The sequence below is a fragment of the Pseudobutyrivibrio ruminis AD2017 genome, from assembly GCF_000424305.1.
Classification (GTDB): Bacteria; Bacillota; Clostridia; order Lachnospirales; family Lachnospiraceae; genus Pseudobutyrivibrio; species Pseudobutyrivibrio ruminis_B.
In genome coordinates this window covers 554706-573408 of record NZ_KE384162.1, presented here as the reverse complement: position 1 = coordinate 573408, position 18703 = coordinate 554706, and the positions used below count along the sequence as shown (strand labels likewise).

The following is an 18703-nucleotide window of genomic DNA, read 5'->3' as shown; positions in this document are numbered from 1 at the left end:
TATGTTTAAAGCAAAGATTTGGAAACTTGGAGATGACATAGATACAGATATTATTCTTCCTACAGAGTATTTAGCGTATGAGACTGTGGAAAAGATGAAGCCTTATGCTTTTAGTCCACTTCGTCCAGAGCTTGCTGCCAAAATTCAGCCAGGGGACATGATAGTAGCTGGTCATAATTTTGGATGTGGCTCCTCAAGAGAACAGGCTCCAGAGGTGGTAAAGGCTCTAGGTGTATCCTGCATTGTTGCAAAATCCTATGCAAGAATTTTTTTTAGAAATGCTATAAACAATGGCCTTCTTCTTATAGAACAGCCTGATTTATATGATGAGGTTTCGGAGGGAGATGTGGCAGAGGTTTTTACTGGTAAGGAAATAAAGGTAAATGGAAAATCATACCCTATAGCTTCATTACCAGATAATCTGTTAGAAATACTTGAAGCAGGCGGCCTTGTAAAGGCAATGAGAAAGAAGAATGGTTTAGCGTAATACGGGAGATATTATGGGACATACATTAGTCGAAAAGATAATTGGAAATAAGGTTGGTGGCGAAGTAAAGCCTGGTGATATTGTAACTGTACCTGTGGACTGGTGCATGATAGATGATATTATGGTGCCCTTTGCAGTACAAAAGTTTCAGGAGATGGGATTTGCTAAGGTGGCAAAGCCTGATAGTGTGGTTTTAATCTATGATCACTTCTTACCTGCTACACAGGTAGATGATACCAGACATTTTAGAGTTGGAGATGAATTCGCTGAAAAATATGGAATCAAACACATCCACAGAACAGATGGAATTTGTCACCAGCTGATGACTGAGGCAGGCTATGTTAAGCCAGGTGATATTGCATTTGGAACTGATAGTCACACTGTTACTTACGGCTGCGTAGGTGCATTTGCTACAGGTATCGGATATACGGAAATGGCAGGAATTCTTGGCACAGGAGAGTTGTGGGTGAGAGTTCCAGAATCTATTAAGGTAGAGATTAATGGTAAGCTTCCTAAAAACGTAATGTCCAAGGATGTGATTCTTAGAATTATAGGTGATTTGACAGCATCCGGGGCAACATATCAATCCATCGAATTTACAGGAAGCACTATAGATGAAATGAGCATTGCAAGCAGAATGACAATGTCCAACATGGCAGTTGAGGCTGGTGCAAAATGTGGTTTGTTTACACCTGACGAAAAGACCTGCGAATACTGTAACATTCCTTTTGATGACAGTGTCAAAGCACTTATGGCAGATTATGATGCAGTATATTCAAAAGTTTTAAAATATGATGCCAAGGATTTTGTGCCAGTGCTTGCATGTCCATCACTTGTTGATAATATTCATCCAGTTGCAGATGCTAAGGGAACAAAGGTTGACCAGGTTTTCTTAGGTTCATGTACTAACGGAAGATTAGAAGATTTACAGGCGGCGGCAGCTATTCTAAAGGGAAAGCATGTGGCACCTTTTGTAAAGATGATAGTTACTCCTGCCAGCCGAAAGATTTATAGACAGGCCTTAAGTGACGGCACTTTGCAGATACTTTCTGATGCAGGCTGCATAATAACAACACCAGGATGTGGTCTTTGCTGTGGAAGAGGTGGCGGAATCCTTTCCGATGATGAGGTAGTAGTAGCTACCAATAATAGAAATTTCTTGGGACGTATGGGAACTAGCAAGGTTAAGATATATCTTGCCAGTCCTGCTACTGCGGCGGCAACTGCCATTGCAGGAACAATTGTGGAAGCCTAAAAAGGGGGCGTATCGTGATTGATACGCCCTATTTTTATGCATTCATATATTCTTTTATCTTATCCTGATTGAGATTTTCTCCAATTACAATAAATACCTCCTGGCCTACAGGCATGGTATTTAATTCGAAATCTTCTTTTGTAGCATTAAACTGATACCAGGTTTCGTCATCCAAAAAGAAGCCTTTGGCTCTATGGATGTTTCCAAAGCTGTCATCCGACATAAGTGTGTCAATTTTTGCTTTAATATCAGCCTTTTTCATTGGAAGCTCAAGGAAGTATACAGTTTTGTAGCCACTGTCATCGGTGGTTCTTCTTTTCACATAGGAGCGGGTAGCGTAGCTTGCGTTTGTAAGCGTGGCAAAATCTTCTTCAGTTAAAGAATCCCAATCCTTTGTAAAGCAAAGCATATCAATATCAATTTTAAGCTGGCTTTTTTCAGCGGCACGCTGTAAATGTGCTTTTGTCTTTTCAATTTGAGCATTGTCGGTAAGCTGTGTGCGGCTAAGGACAATCTTTCCAGCGTTTGCAATTTGGGAGGCTAAAAAGAAATCAGAGTCTGACGACAAATCATCCTCAAGCTTTGCGTTAACTATCGTAATTACGTTACCAATTTCGTAAAATCTATCAAGTGGCTCCTCATGTAATACATCGAAGAATTCATCCACATCAAAGATTCCCGAAGGCTCGATTATTACCCTGCTGTAGCCGCTCATGGCCATTGCAATAAGCTTTGTCTTGAATCGTCTTTTATGACAATCGGCATCACAGCCGCCTGCAACCATTTCAAGCTCGCAGTTATCACCTCGAAGCTCGTTTAGAAGGAGCATATCTACATTTACTGCGCCGTAGTCATTTTCAAGGATGCCAATTCGCATTCCCTTATCCATAAAATATTTAGCATATTTCTTTAGGAAGGTAGTTTTGCCACTTCCTAGAAATCCTGTTATCAAATCAACTTTAATCATCTTGTTACCTCACTAGAATACTCAAATTCTATCATATTTTACTATATTTTTTACACAAATCTTTGCTAATATTACTACGAGTGTTATAATCGGATAGATTATAAATTGAGGAAAGAGGAAATATTAATTATGGGAATTGTTGTACTAGGTGCGGTATTTATTGACATTAAAGGACATTCTACATCAAGCTATATTCCAGCTGGTAGAAATGTTGGTACAGTAGAAGAGGTACACGGTGGAGTTAGTAGAAATGTAGTTGAGGATATTGCAAATGTTGAGCTTAGACCTACATTTGTTAGCCTTGTTGATGATAGTGGTATTGGCACAGGAGTACTTGAAAAGCTTAATAACCATAAGGTTGATACACGATTTGTTCGTCGTACACCAGACGGAATGGGTAAGTGGCTTGCAGTTTTTGATAATCATGGTGATGTTGTTGCTTCAATTTCAAAGAGACCTGACCTTTCAGTAATCAATGATATTCTTGATGAAGAGGGTGATGAAATCTTTAAGGATGCAGATAGTATCGCCCTTGAGATAGATATGGAAAAGGACACTATTAAAAGAGTGTTCAAATATGCGGAAAAGTATAATCTAAAGGTTTATGCAGCTGTTTCAAACATGAGCATTGCTGTAGAACGTAGAGATTTTCTTAAGAATGTAGAATGCTTTGTATGTAATCAGCAGGAGGCTGGTATTCTTTTCATGGATGATTATTCAGAGAAGACTCCAGAGGAAATGGAAGAAATCCTTGCTAAAAAGGTACAGGGCGCTCAGATTAAAAAGATGATTGTTACTCTTGGTGGCAAGGGTGCAGTTTATGCAGATATTGATGGTAATACAGGTTTTGTACCTGCAAGAAAGGTAGATGTTAAGGATACTACAGGTGCAGGAGATTCCTTCTTTGCAGGTGTAACTATTGGTCTTACTTATGGAAAGACTATGGCAGAGGCCTGCGAGATTGGTTCTACTCTTGCAGCTTCAGTTATAGTAACCTCGGACAATGTATGTCCTAGATTTTTACCTAGTGAATTTGGATTAGAATTACCTGAAAACTAGCAATATTGTGGGGTAGGAGCTATGGATAAGGGTTTTTTACGAAAGGTATTAGTAGGAGTATATGTAATAGTTATACTTTTTATTGAGCTTTTGGGATTTGCCTATTCAAATCAGGAAAATAGTAAATACCACGAGAATTTTATTGAGTATGATAGTGGATGGACTATTGATAATGTGGAAATAAAGTTTCCATATGAAGACGATACTGAGTTCGTAATCAGTAATACAATGCCAAATGTTTATGGCGATCAGTTCTTGATTTTTGAATGCTATTACGATGACTACTCGATAGAAATCGATGGCAATCAGGTGTATCGCTCAGTAAATAATAAACTATTTAATTCATATACAAATGTAGGAAAAAAAGAAATACATTTGCCTTTGAAAGAGGAATACTCCGGAAAGAAAATAGATATTACCTTGAAGCTACAGAAATCCTTATATGGCTCTGAAGTATATGGTGCATATATAAGTACTCGTTCTGGCTATGGTATTTATGTTTTGAAAAAGCAATGGTTGCAATTAGTGGTTGCAGTTATTCTGTTTTTCTATGGTTTTTGTGAGGTGTTAATAGCCGCATATTTTATTGCTAAACGTTCTCATATATTGAGAAAGCTTTCTTTTGAAGCTCTATTATATGCTGGTATTTTTGCAATTACAGCTAGTGTTTGGCTTATATGTCAAACCAGATTGCTGTATATTGTTTTTGGAAATGGAACTGGTTTTGCAATCTTAGAGATTATCGTCTTTTTGATGATGCCACTTGCATTTTTCGAGCTGGTGAGAGCTGTTAATTTTAGAGTTTCATTTGTTGATAATGTTGTTGATGGCATTATTGCAGTTCTTTTAGCGGGATTGTTTATTCTTTGTTTATTTGGAGTAATAGATTGGGGCCAGCTTGTTGTTATAGGTCACCTTATTGCACTAGTAATATTGGGAATAACTGCTTACTATTCATATACTAGCTTAAAGGAAGCTAAGCGCAAATCTGAAAGACGATTAATAGCTATTGGAAATCTTGCATTTCTATTAGTTTGTTTGGTTTCCCTTGCTATGTATATAAATGACATAGATAGTAACTATAATATTTTTCTTGTCATAGGCCTTATGATATATATTGCTACTCAGGTTGGCCTTATTTATAAACGAATCGGCCTTAAGGTAGAGGAAGAGGAAGAACTGGTTCAAGCAAAGGAATTTGCATATACAGACGAATTAACACATCTTACTAACAGAAGATATTTCTATGAGGAGCTTGCCCTTCTAAATGATAGAGAACTGCTGAAGGATACGACGGTTGTGTATTTAGATGTTAACAGATTGAAATACTACAATGATAATTTTGGGCATGATGCAGGAGATGAGTTATTAAAAGCATGTGCATATTGTTTGAATAGTGCATTCGATGACAGTCCTACAGCAGTAATCAGTAGAATTGGTGGAGACGAATTTGTAGTTATGCTTATTGCCTCCGAATCCGAAATCAAACGAAGAATAGATAAATTTAATCATCTGGCTTCCACTTGGAAGGGAAAATATATCGACGGATTTTCAGCAGCTATTGGTGTTGCTGCAATCAGAGATTACCCTGATTCTATGCCAGAAGAACTATGTAATATAGCTGATGATAATATGTTAATTGATAAGAAGAATTTTTATTCACAATCAGTCTATGAACGTAGAAAGAATTAATTGATATTTTCCCCTATTATGATAGAATTAAGATTGATTTTATTATATAGATGGGCAAAGAATAATGTTAGAAAATAATACAACAAGATACAGACAGATGTATTTTGATAAAGATGGAGTCATAAAACAAGAGACATATGTTTTCCAAAGGGAAATGACTGCTGAAGAGCAGGAGACCTACGAGAATTTAGTCGCAGATTCTAATCAGATGACAATTTTTGATTTTATAAGTGATTGAGACCTTGGAGGATTTCCAAGGTCTTTTTATTTTATACAAGGAGAAAAGTTATGAGTTTATTGGATGTAAGTGTTACAGAATTTACTAAGCAGTTGGCAGCTAAAACATCAGTCCCTGGAGGCGGTGGAGCCAGCGCATTGGTTGGAAGCATTGGTATTGCTTTAGGATCAATGGTAGGAGAGTTTACTGTTGGAAAGAAAAAGTATGTTGATGTTGAAGATGATATAAAGGAATTGATGATTAAAGCTAATGAACTTCAAAGTAAGCTTTTAAAAAGTATAGATGATGATGCTACCGCTTTTGAACCTTTATCTAAGGCTTACGCAATTCCAAAGGAGGACAGCTCAAGAGATATTATTATGGAGCAGTGCTTAAAGGATGCAGCAAAAGTTCCTTATGAAATAGTAAAGCTTGCGGCAGCAGCTATAGATTTGCAGGAAGAATTTGCTATAAAGGGCTCTAAGCTTATGATTAGCGATGCGGCCACAGGTGTAGCATTACTTGCCGGTGCCATGAAGGGTGCTGCGGTTAATGTAAAGGTTAACACCAATCTTATGAAGGATAGGGATTACGCAAAAGCTATCGATGATAGTGTTGATGAATATTTAGATAGATATCTTGTTAAGGCAGATAATATATATTCTGCAGTTATATCAAGATTATAATTAGGAGGAAACATGGCAAAACTACTTAAGGGAAAAGATGTTGTTGAAAGCTTAAATGCAAAGCTTACAAAAGACGTGCAAAAGCTTAAGGAAGATGGAATAACACCAACACTTGCAATTCTTAGAGTTGGTGAAAGAGAAGATGATTTGTCTTATGAAAGAGGCACTAAAAAAAGATGTGAGCAGGTAGGAGTTTCAGTTAAAGCAATTGCTCTGCCAATGGATGTTACTGAAGAAGAATATTTAAGTGAATTAGATAAATTAAATAAAGATGCTACTATAAATGGAATTCTTATGTTTAGACCACTTCCTAAGCACATAGATGAACTAAAAGCAAGAAATATGCTTGCGGCAAAAAAGGATGTTGATGGCTGTACAGATTTATCTCTTGCAGGAGTTTTTACAAACACTAAGCTTGGATTTGCTCCTTGTACGGCAGAAGCAGCTATGGAAATTCTTAAGTTTTATAATATCCCATTACAGGGAAAAAAGGTTGTAGTAATCGGCCGTTCACTTGTAATTGGTCGTCCTGTTGCTATGCTTCTTATGCATGCTAATGCAACGGTTACTATTTGTCACACAAAAACAATTGATATTACATCTATTACAAAGGATGCTGATATTGTTGTAGTTGCTTCAGGTCAGATGGAAAGTGTTGGCAAAGATTATTTAAAAGAAGGCCAGACTGTTATTGATGTTGGTATCGGTTGGAATGCTGAGAAAAACAAATTATGCGGAGATGTTATATTCGACGAGGTTGAATCGATGGTTGATGCTATTACTCCTGTTCCAGGAGGAGTTGGTGGCGTTACAACAAGCATTCTTGTTAAGCATGTTGTAGAGGCAGCAATTCGACAGAATTCTTAATATATTTCTCAAAAAAAGCGAAATTATAATTCAAAATGACCGATTAATTAGGTAAAATATAATTATATTGTAATCGGGAGAGTATTATGACTATTGATAAGTTAGTTGCGGGACAGGTTGTCACCTTAGAGATTTTAATAGGTGATTCTTCATTTGAATTTAAAACAGAGGTTATAGGTACAAACAATGGCACTGGGGCGCTTGTAAAGCCTTACATTTATAATGGTACAGTAGTTGATTTCACTCAGGGGTCACCACAGGGATTAAGCTTTTGCTTGCACTGTATAGATCCTGTCACTAATGGCAGAGTTGTATGGAAGAATTTGTCGGTTTCTTTAGTGAACTTTAAGGGGATTGATTATTATGCCATTGATGCTAAGGCATTTGGCAAAATTGCAGCTTCTAGTGAAAGAAGAGAGGACGGGCGCGTTATAGTCAAAAAGCCTGGTTCTGCTCTTATGGAAGATGGTCGTAGATTCTCTGTTTCAGTTCTTGATATTAGCGATAGCGGTATATCTTTTATTGGAAATTCATTTAGAGTAACAATTGGAGATGTGGTAGAGGTTAATTTTGCTGACGAAGCTAATAATTCGGATTTTAGTTTGGCGGTAAAGGCTAGAATCGTTAGAGCTGAAACTGAAAGAAACGGCGTTTTTTACGCGGGCAAGATTCTTGAAAGAGATAACAAGCTCTTAGCTTATCTATGCTTTAAGGGATTAGACAGACGAAAAGAAGATAGTTTAGAGTAGGGGCAATCATGGGGGATGAAAAATTAAGACAAGAGTTTTTATATATGGTGAAGCTTACTTCCAAATATGATTTTACTAGGATGGAAGTGGTGGAAGGTATTCTGAGGCTAGAAAACGAACGAGAAATTCTAGGCTCAGTTTTTGGCAAGAGATTTAAAAGCAGGATATTTGATATAGCTGCGGGCCTTGAGACTGACGAAAAATGCGTCATCTGTGGCCAGCATGCTGATAACCATGTGATATGTAATCATTGCATGGAAACTATTGGTGACAGTGATTATGCGAAAAATAAGATTAAATCTGAAGTTGCTCCTAAGAAGAAACTAAAGATTGATATTAAAGGTTGTATCACTACAGTTATAGTGGTATTACTTGTTTTGATATTGTTATTTCAGATATGGATTCTTGTTTTGTTCAACAGCATCCCTGACTATAACAAGGAAGAAAAGCCAAGGGTATCTGAGCACGAGGTGACTGCTGTTTCGTCTTTGGATGATGCCTACAACCAGATAGTGTTGGATTTCCCAGAGGAAGATGGTTACACTGTTACATTTGGAAGAACTGATTCAGAGTATGTAGGTAGATTTAATCTTGAATTAGGTGATTGTTGTCTTGAAAAAGAAGATGAACTAACAGATGAAGAAAGATATGATTACTTCTTTACAGAGGATGTTTATGTCTTTTATATTTCATATTTGCAAAACCATTCTAGTAAGGTGGGAATTGCTGAAATAAATCAAGATGGGGAAATAATCATAGAAGGTACCTTCAATGATGGAAGAAGAACAGATTCCTTCTATAAATTTAGATAGTTATTTTTTGTTTTTAGATTATTATTTCACAACTAATACATAATTTTTTGATATTATGCGTCTATTGAATTGTGGTATTAGTCGGAGGTTTTTATGAGACTTAGACCAGATGAAGAGAGAAAGCTTAAATCAATTCTAGCACCCTTTAAGGCTGATGAAAGAGTGCAGAGAATGAAAAGCTATATTCAGCATGGTAAGATTTCAACATATGATCATGTGGAAAGCGTTACAAGACTTAGTTTTTGGATTAACGAACGATTTCACATAGGCGGCGATGAAAAAGTACTTTCCGTAGGGGCGTTTTTACACGATTATTATCTGTATGATTGGCATGTTACAGATGATGGACATGGCCTACATGGGTTTTCTCATTCAAAAACAGCTCGTATCAATGCTACTAATCATTTTAGTATTTCGGAAAAGACACAGGGGGTTATTGAAAGCCATATGTGGCCATTAAACATAACAAAAATTCCTAAATGCAGAGAAGCATGGATTGTTTGTATTGCCGATAAATGTATTTCTACAAAGGAAACTTTGTTATGTAGATAAATAGGTTAAAAAATCCTGTAAGTATTGAGTAAAAAACGAGGCCTTGTATTGCATTGCCTCTTTTTTAATGTTATAACTGTATTATTAAGACTAGAACAGTTTTTTAACTATTGAAAGGGAGAGTTTAAGTATGAAAAAAAAGATTGTGGCAATCGTCTTGATTGCTATTATTGCTGCGTCTGCAGTTTTTACTTTTAAATCTGGAATTCTATCTAATGTTTCTGGAAAATCAGATGATTCATCTCAAATCTACGTTACACCTTTATCAGAAATAATGGGCGAACAAAGTAGCTATACTCCTGATGTTTTTATGGGTATTGTTGAAGGACAGGAGTCTACTAGTATTACAAAAAGCTCAGAAAGAGAATTAGATCAAATATTTGTTTCTGAAGGAGATACTGTATCTGAGGGTACACCACTTTTTTCTTACAAAACAGATTCACTTGAGGCAGAAATTGTTCAATATGGTTTCGATATTGAAGGCTACAACTTAAATATTGAAAACAGCAATAGACAAATAGAAAAGCTCCAGGCTGATATAGCTAAGATAAAAGGTCAAACTGACAAAGATAAGGATGAAAGAGAAGACCTTCAAAATCAGATAAATGGATTAAACACTGATATTGCAATTACTAAGAATTCAATTGAGCAGACTAATGCTAAAATTGAGGAAAACAAAAAGAAGATAAACAATTCTACAGTGAAATCTACTGTATCAGGTACCATCACCAAAATCGCTGATGATACTAATCCATACACTTCAGATGGCACCTTTATTACAATCCTTGCATCTAAGGAAATGCGTGTTAAGGGACAGATTAATGAGCAGAATGTATGGGCTATAAACGTGGATGAGCCTGTTACATTACGTTCTCGTGTTGATGAATCAAAGACTTGGTCAGGAACAATTACAAAGATTGATACAGAGTCTAAACAGGAAAATAATGAAAACTCTTATGGCGGTGAAGATTCTAGCGATAGCACATCAACAAAATATCCTTTCTATATAACACTTGATAATAGTGAAGGGTTGATGATGGGCCAGCATTTATACATCGAAATTGGTCAGACTGATGCTCCTGAAATGGATTTTTCTAACGGTACTTATCTGTATGATTACTATTTAGCTTATGATGAGGATGGTAATCCTTTTGTTTGGGTTGATAACAAGGGAAAGCTTGCAAAACAATCTGTTGAGCTTGGTGATTATTATGAAGAGCAGATGGTATATGAGGTTAAGGGGATAGATAAGAAAACTAAGCTTGCATACCCAATGGAAGATATGAAAGAGGGAATGAAGACAGTTTCCGGTGTTGAGGGTGAATAGTTATGATAGTAAAGTTAAACAATATTTTTAAAGTATATGGACAATCAGGCTCCGAAACTTCTGTACCAGCACTTAATGATGTTTCTCTTACTGTCGACGAAGGTGAATATGTAGCCATAATGGGACCATCAGGTTCTGGTAAAAGTACACTTATGAATGTTATTGGCTGCCTGGATAAACCAACCAGCGGTGAATATTTTTTTGAGGATATGGATGTTCTTAAATTAAAGGACAGACAAATGTCGGATTTAAGATTAAATTCTATCGGCTTTGTATTCCAATCCTTTTATCTAATGAACGAGGAAAATGCCATTGAAAATGTGGCCCTTCCATTAAGCTATGCTGGTGTAAAAAAGAAGGAGCGAGAAAGACGTGCTATCGAAGCTTTAAGCAGAGTTGGACTTGCAGACAGAGTTAAATTTAGACCTGACCAGCTATCAGGTGGTCAAAAGCAGCGTGTTGCCATAGCAAGAGCTATTGTTAATAATCCTAAGGTTCTTCTTGCAGATGAGCCTACAGGTGCCTTGGACCAGAAATCGGGTGCAGCAATTATGGATTTGTTCCAAAAGCTTAATGACGAGGGCACAACAATTATTATGATTACCCATGATTCTAATATTGCAAGCCATGCGAAAAAAACATATCGCATAGTTGATGGCAGGCTCTATTCTGGGTTAGAGGAGGGCGAACATGAAGAAGTTTAAGCCTTTAATTATATTTGTTGTAGTTGTTGGACTTGTTGTTGGTACATTGTTTGGAGTATTTAATTACAGACAAAGCAAAAAGACTGCTAAGGTTATTTCAATGCAGAATGAGGGCATGGATGAATATTGGGGAGACAATATTCAAAGCTATGGAACAGTTACTTCTGAAAAATCTCAGTCTGCTTTTATCGCAAAAGGAACAGAAATCCAGTCTGTTAATGTTAAAGAAGGCGACCATGTAAACGAAGGCGATGTTTTGATGGTTGTCAAAAGAGAGTCACAGGATTTGAAGGGAAAGGAGCTTCAGATACTAAAAGCTACCCACGAGCTCCAAGTAGAACAGACAAAGCTTGATCGTCTCCTTAAAACTAAGGCTGTGCCTACTAATACATATACAATGGATTATTATAGCAGGTTTTCTTATATATCTGCTAAAGATTATATTGCTAAGAATGATATTGCACATGATGGTTATGATGGTTCCTATAAAAGAGGTGATGTTGTAGCCAGCGAGACATTTGATTCAGATGGTAATCCAGGTAGCACCATCTACTACATCTACAAAAACAAGTTGAAAGAAGATGGAACGGAAGAAGAGGATGCAGATGGCAATCCAATACGTGAAAAGATATCAGTTGATAGTCTTAGAGGTGACTTAGCAGGAGTTAATATTAAAGAATCTGATGATTTCGAGATTAAGACAGAAACTAGTGAACAGGAATATCTAAGAACTACAGAAATATATGATTCCGAAACACATAAGCCAGTTGGTGAAAAAGTTTATTATATGGACGGCACAATTGAAAGAGAGAAAAAGGTCCCAGAAGGATTGAATGCCGCTCAGCTTAAGGAAGCCATTGAAACATCTCAGACTAATGTTAAAAAGCAGGATTTAGCTTTACGTAAACTCCAAAATGAGATGGAGGTTATGAAAAACACAACCGATAATGGCGAAATTATAGCAAAGGTATCAGGAACTGTTTCAAAGGTTCAAAACGTTGATAACTACAATACAAATCAGGCTTTCATCATAGTTTCTGCTACTGATGAATATTTCATATCAGGATCTATTGGAGAGTTTTATTTGGATAGCGTAAAAGTAGGGGATTCAGTATCTATCAATTGCTGGGATAACGGTGCCACTGCAGATGCTATCATTACTGAAATTAGTGATACACCAAGTAAAGAAAATAATTTTTATAGCGGTAGTGGAAATAATAACAGTAGCAGTTATGAATTCAAAGCAAGCTTTGATAGAAGCAGTGGTATAGAAATTGGTTCAGCTGTTGATATTACTATTACTCCTGCCGGTGGAGAAGATGGTGGCTTCTACATTCCATCTTACTATATCCGAAAGGATGCATCGGGAAGTTACGTTATGAAAATGGGAAAATCTAAGACTCTTAAGAAGGAATATGTTAAGGTTGGTAAAAGCTTATGGGGAAATATGACTGAAATCAAAAAAGGAGTTACCAAAAAAGATTTTCTGGCTTTCCCTTATGGCAATGGAGCTATAGAAGGTATTCCTTGTGAAAAGGCTGATGGTTTAGATTATGGTGATGGAGGCTTAGGTTAATGTTTGAAAATTTAAGATTAGCCTTTCGAGGCATATGGACACATAAGCTTAGGTCATTTTTGACTATGCTTGGAATTATTATTGGTATTGCTGCCATTATCGCTATCGTTTCAACTATAGAAGGAACAAATCAGCAAATAAAGGAGAATCTTATTGGTTCAGGATCTAATACGGTTGATATTCAGCTTTATCAAAACGATTGGCCAATGGATTTATCATATGGTGAACCACCTTATGGTATTCCTTGTATAAGTGATACTGTATTAGAAGAGGTTCGTTCCTTGTCTGAAGTGCAGTCTGCAAGCAAATATGCAAATAGGCAGATATATGATGGAGTTTATTATCAAAATACTCAAATGAACGGTGGATATGTAAAGGGTGTTGAATCAGATTTCTTCTCTACAGCAAATCTTACCGTTAAAGAGGGACGATTATTCACTACTGATGAATGTAATGCTTTTAAGAAGGTGTGCGTTGTTGATACAGCAGTAGTTGAAGATTTATTACAGAATGAAGATCCTCTTGGAAAAGTAATCGAAATAGCTGGTGACGCATATGTTGTAATTGGAGTTGTAGAATCCCGCTCAACATTTGAACCTATCATTAATACAGTAGCTGATTACGAAACCTATATGCAGGATGAAACTGGAACACTTTATATTCCACTTAAGGATTGGCCTATAAGCTACAGATATGATGAGCCAGAAAACATTCTTGTTAGAGCTGTATCAACTGATGATATGACTGCCGCTGGTAAAAAAACAGCAGATATAGTCAATTCATATATTAGTCCAGCAGATGATTCTATTAAATATCAATCAAAGGATTTGTTAGAGCAGGCGCAGCAGCTACAGCAACTGTCTTCATCTACAAATTCAATGCTTATTTGGATTGCAGCTATTTCCCTATTAGTTGGTGGAATCGGTGTTATGAATATAATGCTTGTTTCTGTTACAGAGCGAACTGCCGAAATTGGATTGAAGAAGGCCATAGGGGCTAGAAAAGGAAAGATTATGGGACAGTTCCTTACTGAGGCAGCAGTGCTTACATCGATGGGCGGTGTTCTTGGCGTAGTGTGTGGTATTGGACTTGCACAAATTATTTCAATAATGAGTGGAACTCCAGTAGCCATCTCGTGGCCAGCCGCATTTATTGCAGTGGTATTTTCAATGGTTATCGGTATTGTGTTTGGAATCCTTCCAAGCCACCAGGCCGCAAACCTAAACCCAATCGATGCGCTGCGTAGTAATTAATTTAAATCAAGCTCGATAGGACAATGGTCGGAGCCGAATACATCAGTATGTATTTTGGCATCGGCCATTTTTTCTTTTAAATCCTCTGAGACAATGAAGTAGTCTATGCGCCAACCGGCATTTTTCTCTCTGGCCTTAAATCTGTATGACCACCAAGAATAAATATCAGTCATATCAGGATAGAAGTATCTAAAGCTGTCTATGAAGCCAGCATTTAAAAGCTCAGTCATTTTTTCGCGTTCTTCATCTGTGAAGCCGGCGTTTCTTCGGTTAGTCTTTGGATTTTTAATATCTATTTCTTCATGAGCTACATTTAAATCGCCACAAAGAATAACTCCCTTTTTCTCGTTAAGCTTGCAAAGATAGTTTCTAAAATCATCCTCCCAGGTCATACGATAGTCAAGGCGTTTAAGCTCGGTTTGAGAGTTAGGAGTGTAGCAGGTAATAAAGTAGTAATCTTCAAATTCAAGAGTGATGACACGTCCTTCGTGGTCATGCTCTTCAATGCCGATACCATAGCTTACGCTAATAGGTTCTTCCTTTGTGAAGATAGCAGTACCTGAATAGCCCTTTTTCTCAGCATAGTTAAAGTATACGTGATAGCCTTCTTTTGTAGTATCAAACTGACCTTCAGATAACTTTATTTCCTGTAAGCAGAAGATATCTGCGTCTACAGAATCAAAGTATTCAAAGAATCCTTTGCCTACAACGGCGCGAAGACCGTTTACATTCCATGAAATGAATTTTTTCATAAGAGCCTCCAATTGATTAATATATGTAAATATTAAAGGTTTGTAAGGCACCAGGCAAGCTAATTTAGTCTAAGCTTTTTTTATTTACAAAAGTTTTTATAAACAAATCAAAAAATATAATGCTTTATGTAATGGAATGTATGATATTATAAGAACGAGCAGGGAGGTGCAACTATGACAGAAAAAAAAGAGGGCACATTTGTAGTTCATGTTAATAAATGTGAAAACGATACATGGCAGGGACAGGTTACATGGGCTGACCGCGATGAGAAACTTAATTTCAGAAGTGCGATGGAGCTTATGTCTATCATTGATGCTGCATTAAATGCAGAAGATAATTAAATAATAAATAAGAAAGGGACTCGCGTTTTGCAAGTCCCTGTTTTTTTAGTTCTAAAAATTATAACTGACCGAATGCATACTTGAAAAATGAAACAGGCTCCTTGCCTTCCTTCTGCATTCTCTTGCAATACTTTTCATAATCTGAATATACACTGTACATTGTGAATGATACTTCTTCGAACATTCTTTTTTCCTCCTAAAATCTCTTCATCTCTTGTTTACGTGCATATATTAAACCTTGATATGTACTTTGTCAACAAAAATAATGCGTAGAAATTGTGAAAAATGTATAAACGGGTTTTTATTGAGTTAGTTTCCTCATTTTGTTACAATTAAGGGGAAGGAAACGCAATGAACAAATTCTAGTTTTTGGGAGCAAAATTATGAATGAACGTATTTTAGAAGGGGCTCTTAAAGTTTTCAAGGAGAAGGGGCCGAAATTTACAATGGATGATCTTGCCACAGAGATGAAAATGAGCAAGAAAACAATCTATACCATTTTTAGTGATAAAAATGAATTGATGTGTGACATGATGGATTACGCATTTGATTTGATAAAGGCTGCAGAAGACAAGGTCTATAAGGATGAAAGCCTTGGCATTGTTGAGCGAATAAGAGGAATTCTTGCTGTTTTGCCTGAATCCCATTATGGATTTGATTATTCAGCGATGCATCAGCTTGCTACCAAGTACCCGATGGCTTATCAGAAGATGAATGACAGACTAGATAGCGGCTGGGAAAAAACAATGGAGCTTTTGCGTCAGGGCATAGCAGAGGGAGCAATTAGAGATATTGATTTAAATATCTTTAAACTCATGTATGAAGCATGCGTAGATAGATTACTAATGGGTGATTATTTAAAATCCAGCGGTACTGATTATCCTACAGCACTAGCTGAAGTTGTTGATGTTATGGTAGATGGTATTATGAAAAAGGAAGAATAAATGGCACAGAAAATATATTTAGATCGTAAGTGGAGATTTAATGAAAAATTTGAAGAGGAAATGATTAATGAGCCAATGGCTAAGAGCACGCTTATAAACATTCCTCACACAGTTAAAGAGACACCTCTTTCATATTTTGACGAAAACGTTTACCAAATGGTGAGCGCTTATCAAAAGAGCATTTTTGCACCAGTACAGTGGGATGGAAAGGTAGTCAGACTTGTATTTGAAGCAGTTGGTCACAGCTGTGATATCTATATCAATGGTAAGCATCTTAAGCATCATGATTGCGGATATACCGCTATTTATGTTGATGTTTCAGAATATCTTAAATATGGTGAAGAAAACCTTATTACTGTTAAGGTTGATTCTAGAGAAACACTCAATCAGCCTCCATTTGGTTATGTAATTGATTATATGACTTATGGTGGTATCTATAGAGATGTATATTTCGAAATTTCTGAACCAACTCATTTTACAGATATTTTCCTTCAGCCTTCATTATTGGAGCGTATTTCTACAAGCAAGCGCACTCCAAAGCAGATTCAGATGATGAAGGTACAGGGAATACTTAAAACAGAATGCTATCTCACAAAGAACATTTATGAACTTGCTGTAGGTGAGCATGTATTTATCAAGCAATATTTAGAAGATGATTTATTAATCTCTCAGCCAGTAGGTGGATTAGAAGCATGTGGTGATGGATATCTTCTTAACCTTACAACAGCTCCTACAACGGTTAAGTTATGGGATGTAGAAAGTCCTTATCTATATACCGTTAAAACACAGTTAGTTATCGATGATGAAGTGGTAGATGAGCATGTAGCAAGTGTTGGCTTTAGAAGCTCTGAATTTAGAAAGAATGGCTACTACTTAAACGGTAGAAAGCTTAAGCTTAGAGGTCTTAACAGACATCAGTCTTATCCTTATGTAGGATATGCAATGCCGGAATCAATGCAGAGATTCGATGCAAAGATTCTTAAGGAGGAGCTAGCACTTAATGCAGTTCGTACATCTCACTATCCACAGTCTCAGTACTTTATTGATGAATGTGATAAGCTTGGTCTTTTAGTATTTACAGAAATACCAGGATGGCAGCACATCGGTGGAAAAGAATGGCAGGATATTGCAGTAAACAACACTAAGGACATGGTACTTCAATACAGAAATCATCCTTCTATTATTCTTTGGGGTGTTCGTATAAACGAATCACAGGATAATGATGAATTCTATTTAAGAACCAACGAGGTGGCACATAAGTATGACCCAACACGTCCTACAGGTGGTGTTAGAGCACACGCTAAGAGCTCATTGCTTGAGGATGTTTATACATACAATGATTTCGTTCATTCAGGAGATAACAAGGGCTGCTCAAAGAAGAGTGATATTACATCTAATGAAGAAAAGCCTTATCTTGTTAGTGAGTACAATGGCCATATGTTCCCTACAAAGGCTTATGATCCTGAGGAACATAGACAGGAGCATGCAATAAGACATGCAAATGTACTTAATGCAATTGCTGGAGAATCTGATATAGCAGGTTCATTTGGCTGGTGTATGTTTGATTACAACACACACAAGGATTTTGGTTCTGGAGATAGAATCTGTTATCACGGTGTTATGGATATGTTTAGAAATCCAAAGCTTGCAGCATCTATTTATTCGGCTTATTCCGATAACGATATAGTGCTTGATATTACAACAAGTTTTGACATCGGAGAGCATCCTGCCTGCAACAGAGGAAAGTCATATATCATTACAAATGCAGATTCAGTAAAGATGTACAAAAACAATGTACTTGTTAAGGAATACTTCCCTTCAGATTCTACATACGAGAATATGAAGCATGGTCCAATTCTTATAGATGATTTTGTTGGCGATGCAGTAGAAAATGACGGAGAATTTACAAAGGGTCAGGCAAAGCTTATTAAGCAGGCATTAAATCAGGTTACATTAGGCGGCTTTAAGGTGACACCAAAGCTTGCTTGGATTGCATTTAGATTAGTTGTTTTCCATCACGTTAGCCCTAGCAAGGCAGTACCAATCTACAATAAGTTCATTGGAGACTGGGGTGGAGAATCCCGGGAGTACAAATTCGAAGCTATAAAAGATGGTAAAGTGGTAAAAACTGTTACAAAGGCAGCTGTTACAAAGGCTCATATTGAAACAAAGGCTAGCCACACACTTCTTACTGAGGTACACACATATGATGTATCTCATATACGAATTAAAATCGCAGATCAAAATGGTAATCAGCTGTATTTCTTTAATCAGCCTGTTAGCTTTGAAGTGGATGGACCATTTGAAATAATTGGACCAAGTGTTGTTACACCTGTTGGTGGAGCAACTGGTGTATACATCAAATCCATTGGTGAAGATGGCGATGGTAAGCTTACAATCAAATGCGATGGACTTGAAACAGTAGAAATTAGCTTATCAGCAGAATGCTTTTAGATAATACA

The 18703-nt window shown here is 36.8% G+C and carries 20 protein-coding genes; 17 read left to right on the top strand and 3 right to left on the bottom strand.

Annotated features, from left to right (window positions below; all coding sequences use genetic code 11):
- Position 1: 1 nt before the first annotated feature.
- Both G611_RS0112895 and G611_RS0112890 read left to right on the top strand, forming a co-directional pair.
- Positions 2-487, top strand: a complete 486-nt coding sequence (locus G611_RS0112895) for a 3-isopropylmalate dehydratase (protein WP_028243980.1) — start codon at positions 2-4, stop codon at positions 485-487.
- 13 nt (positions 488-500) lie between these two features.
- Positions 501-1742: an aconitase/3-isopropylmalate dehydratase large subunit family protein gene (locus G611_RS0112890; protein WP_028243979.1), complete on the top strand. Its 1242-nt coding sequence runs from the start codon at positions 501-503 to the stop codon at positions 1740-1742.
- 34 nt (positions 1743-1776) lie between these two features.
- Here the strand turns inward: G611_RS0112890 and G611_RS0112885 are convergent, their stop codons facing one another.
- Positions 1777-2709, bottom strand: coding sequence for a GTP-binding protein (locus G611_RS0112885; RefSeq protein WP_028243978.1), 933 nt, complete (start codon positions 2707-2709; stop codon positions 1777-1779).
- Between the two features lie 129 nt (positions 2710-2838).
- On the opposite strand from G611_RS0112885, the gene G611_RS0112880 reads away from it, so the two are divergent.
- The 12 genes from G611_RS0112880 (at position 2839) to G611_RS0112825 (ending at position 14203) form a co-directional block, all read left to right on the top strand.
- On the top strand, positions 2839-3768 hold the full coding sequence (locus G611_RS0112880; RefSeq protein WP_028243977.1) for a carbohydrate kinase family protein: 930 nt from the start codon (positions 2839-2841) through the stop codon (positions 3766-3768).
- Between the two features lie 21 nt (positions 3769-3789).
- Positions 3790-5460: a sensor domain-containing diguanylate cyclase gene (locus G611_RS0112875; RefSeq protein WP_028243976.1), complete on the top strand. Its 1671-nt coding sequence runs from the start codon at positions 3790-3792 to the stop codon at positions 5458-5460.
- Between the two features lie 64 nt (positions 5461-5524).
- Entirely contained in the window at positions 5525-5698 is a 174-nt protein-coding gene (locus G611_RS15795; RefSeq protein ID WP_155942294.1) for a hypothetical protein, read from the top strand.
- Positions 5699-5748: 50 nt separating this feature from the next.
- The gene (locus tag G611_RS0112865) at positions 5749-6363 is read left to right on the top strand and encodes a cyclodeaminase/cyclohydrolase family protein (protein ID WP_028243975.1); all 615 of its coding nucleotides are present in this window, start codon (positions 5749-5751) and stop codon (positions 6361-6363) included.
- A 12-nt stretch (positions 6364-6375) separates the two neighbouring features.
- Complete coding sequence (locus G611_RS0112860) at positions 6376-7230, top strand: bifunctional 5,10-methylenetetrahydrofolate dehydrogenase/5,10-methenyltetrahydrofolate cyclohydrolase (RefSeq protein WP_028243974.1); 855 nt, start codon at positions 6376-6378, stop codon at positions 7228-7230.
- A gap of 86 nt (positions 7231-7316) precedes the next feature.
- Complete coding sequence (locus G611_RS0112855; protein ID WP_028243973.1) at positions 7317-7979, top strand: PilZ domain-containing protein; 663 nt, start codon at positions 7317-7319, stop codon at positions 7977-7979.
- A gap of 8 nt (positions 7980-7987) precedes the next feature.
- Entirely contained in the window at positions 7988-8791 is an 804-nt protein-coding gene (locus tag G611_RS0112850; RefSeq protein WP_028243972.1) for a hypothetical protein, read from the top strand.
- A gap of 93 nt (positions 8792-8884) precedes the next feature.
- Positions 8885-9343: an HD domain-containing protein gene (locus G611_RS0112845; RefSeq protein WP_028243971.1), complete on the top strand. Its 459-nt coding sequence runs from the start codon at positions 8885-8887 to the stop codon at positions 9341-9343.
- A gap of 130 nt (positions 9344-9473) precedes the next feature.
- The gene (locus tag G611_RS0112840; RefSeq protein ID WP_028243970.1) at positions 9474-10670 is read left to right on the top strand and encodes an efflux RND transporter periplasmic adaptor subunit; all 1197 of its coding nucleotides are present in this window, start codon (positions 9474-9476) and stop codon (positions 10668-10670) included.
- 2 nt (positions 10671-10672) lie between these two features.
- The gene (locus G611_RS0112835; RefSeq protein ID WP_028243969.1) at positions 10673-11374 is read left to right on the top strand and encodes an ABC transporter ATP-binding protein; all 702 of its coding nucleotides are present in this window, start codon (positions 10673-10675) and stop codon (positions 11372-11374) included.
- Positions 11361-12950, top strand: coding sequence for a biotin/lipoyl-binding protein (locus tag G611_RS0112830; protein ID WP_028243968.1), 1590 nt, complete (start codon positions 11361-11363; stop codon positions 12948-12950). The genes G611_RS0112835 and G611_RS0112830 overlap by 14 nt, the downstream gene beginning before the upstream one ends.
- Entirely contained in the window at positions 12950-14203 is a 1254-nt protein-coding gene (locus G611_RS0112825) for an ABC transporter permease (protein WP_028243967.1), read from the top strand. The genes G611_RS0112830 and G611_RS0112825 overlap by 1 nt, the downstream gene beginning before the upstream one ends.
- On the opposite strand, the gene xth is transcribed toward G611_RS0112825, so the two are convergent.
- Positions 14200-14955, bottom strand: a complete 756-nt coding sequence (gene xth, locus G611_RS0112820; protein WP_028243966.1) for an exodeoxyribonuclease III — start codon at positions 14953-14955, stop codon at positions 14200-14202. The two genes, G611_RS0112825 and xth, sit on opposite strands and share 4 nt — an antisense overlap.
- Before the next feature lie 174 nt (positions 14956-15129).
- Here xth and G611_RS15885 point away from each other — a divergent pair, with 174 nt between their 5' ends.
- On the top strand, positions 15130-15297 hold the full coding sequence (locus G611_RS15885) for a hypothetical protein (protein ID WP_196801571.1): 168 nt from the start codon (positions 15130-15132) through the stop codon (positions 15295-15297).
- A gap of 58 nt (positions 15298-15355) precedes the next feature.
- On the opposite strand, the gene G611_RS16025 is transcribed toward G611_RS15885, so the two are convergent.
- Entirely contained in the window at positions 15356-15481 is a 126-nt protein-coding gene (locus G611_RS16025) for a hypothetical protein (protein WP_278244526.1), read from the bottom strand.
- A 199-nt stretch (positions 15482-15680) separates the two neighbouring features.
- Here G611_RS16025 and G611_RS0112805 point away from each other — a divergent pair, with 199 nt between their 5' ends.
- Together G611_RS0112805 and G611_RS0112800 are read left to right on the top strand one after the other, a co-directional pair.
- A complete protein-coding gene (locus G611_RS0112805) occupies positions 15681-16241 on the top strand; it encodes a TetR/AcrR family transcriptional regulator (protein WP_036949235.1) in 561 nt (186 codons plus the stop codon).
- Positions 16242-18695: a glycoside hydrolase family 2 protein gene (locus G611_RS0112800; RefSeq protein WP_028243964.1), complete on the top strand. Its 2454-nt coding sequence runs from the start codon at positions 16242-16244 to the stop codon at positions 18693-18695.
- Positions 18696-18703 lie beyond the last annotated feature (8 nt).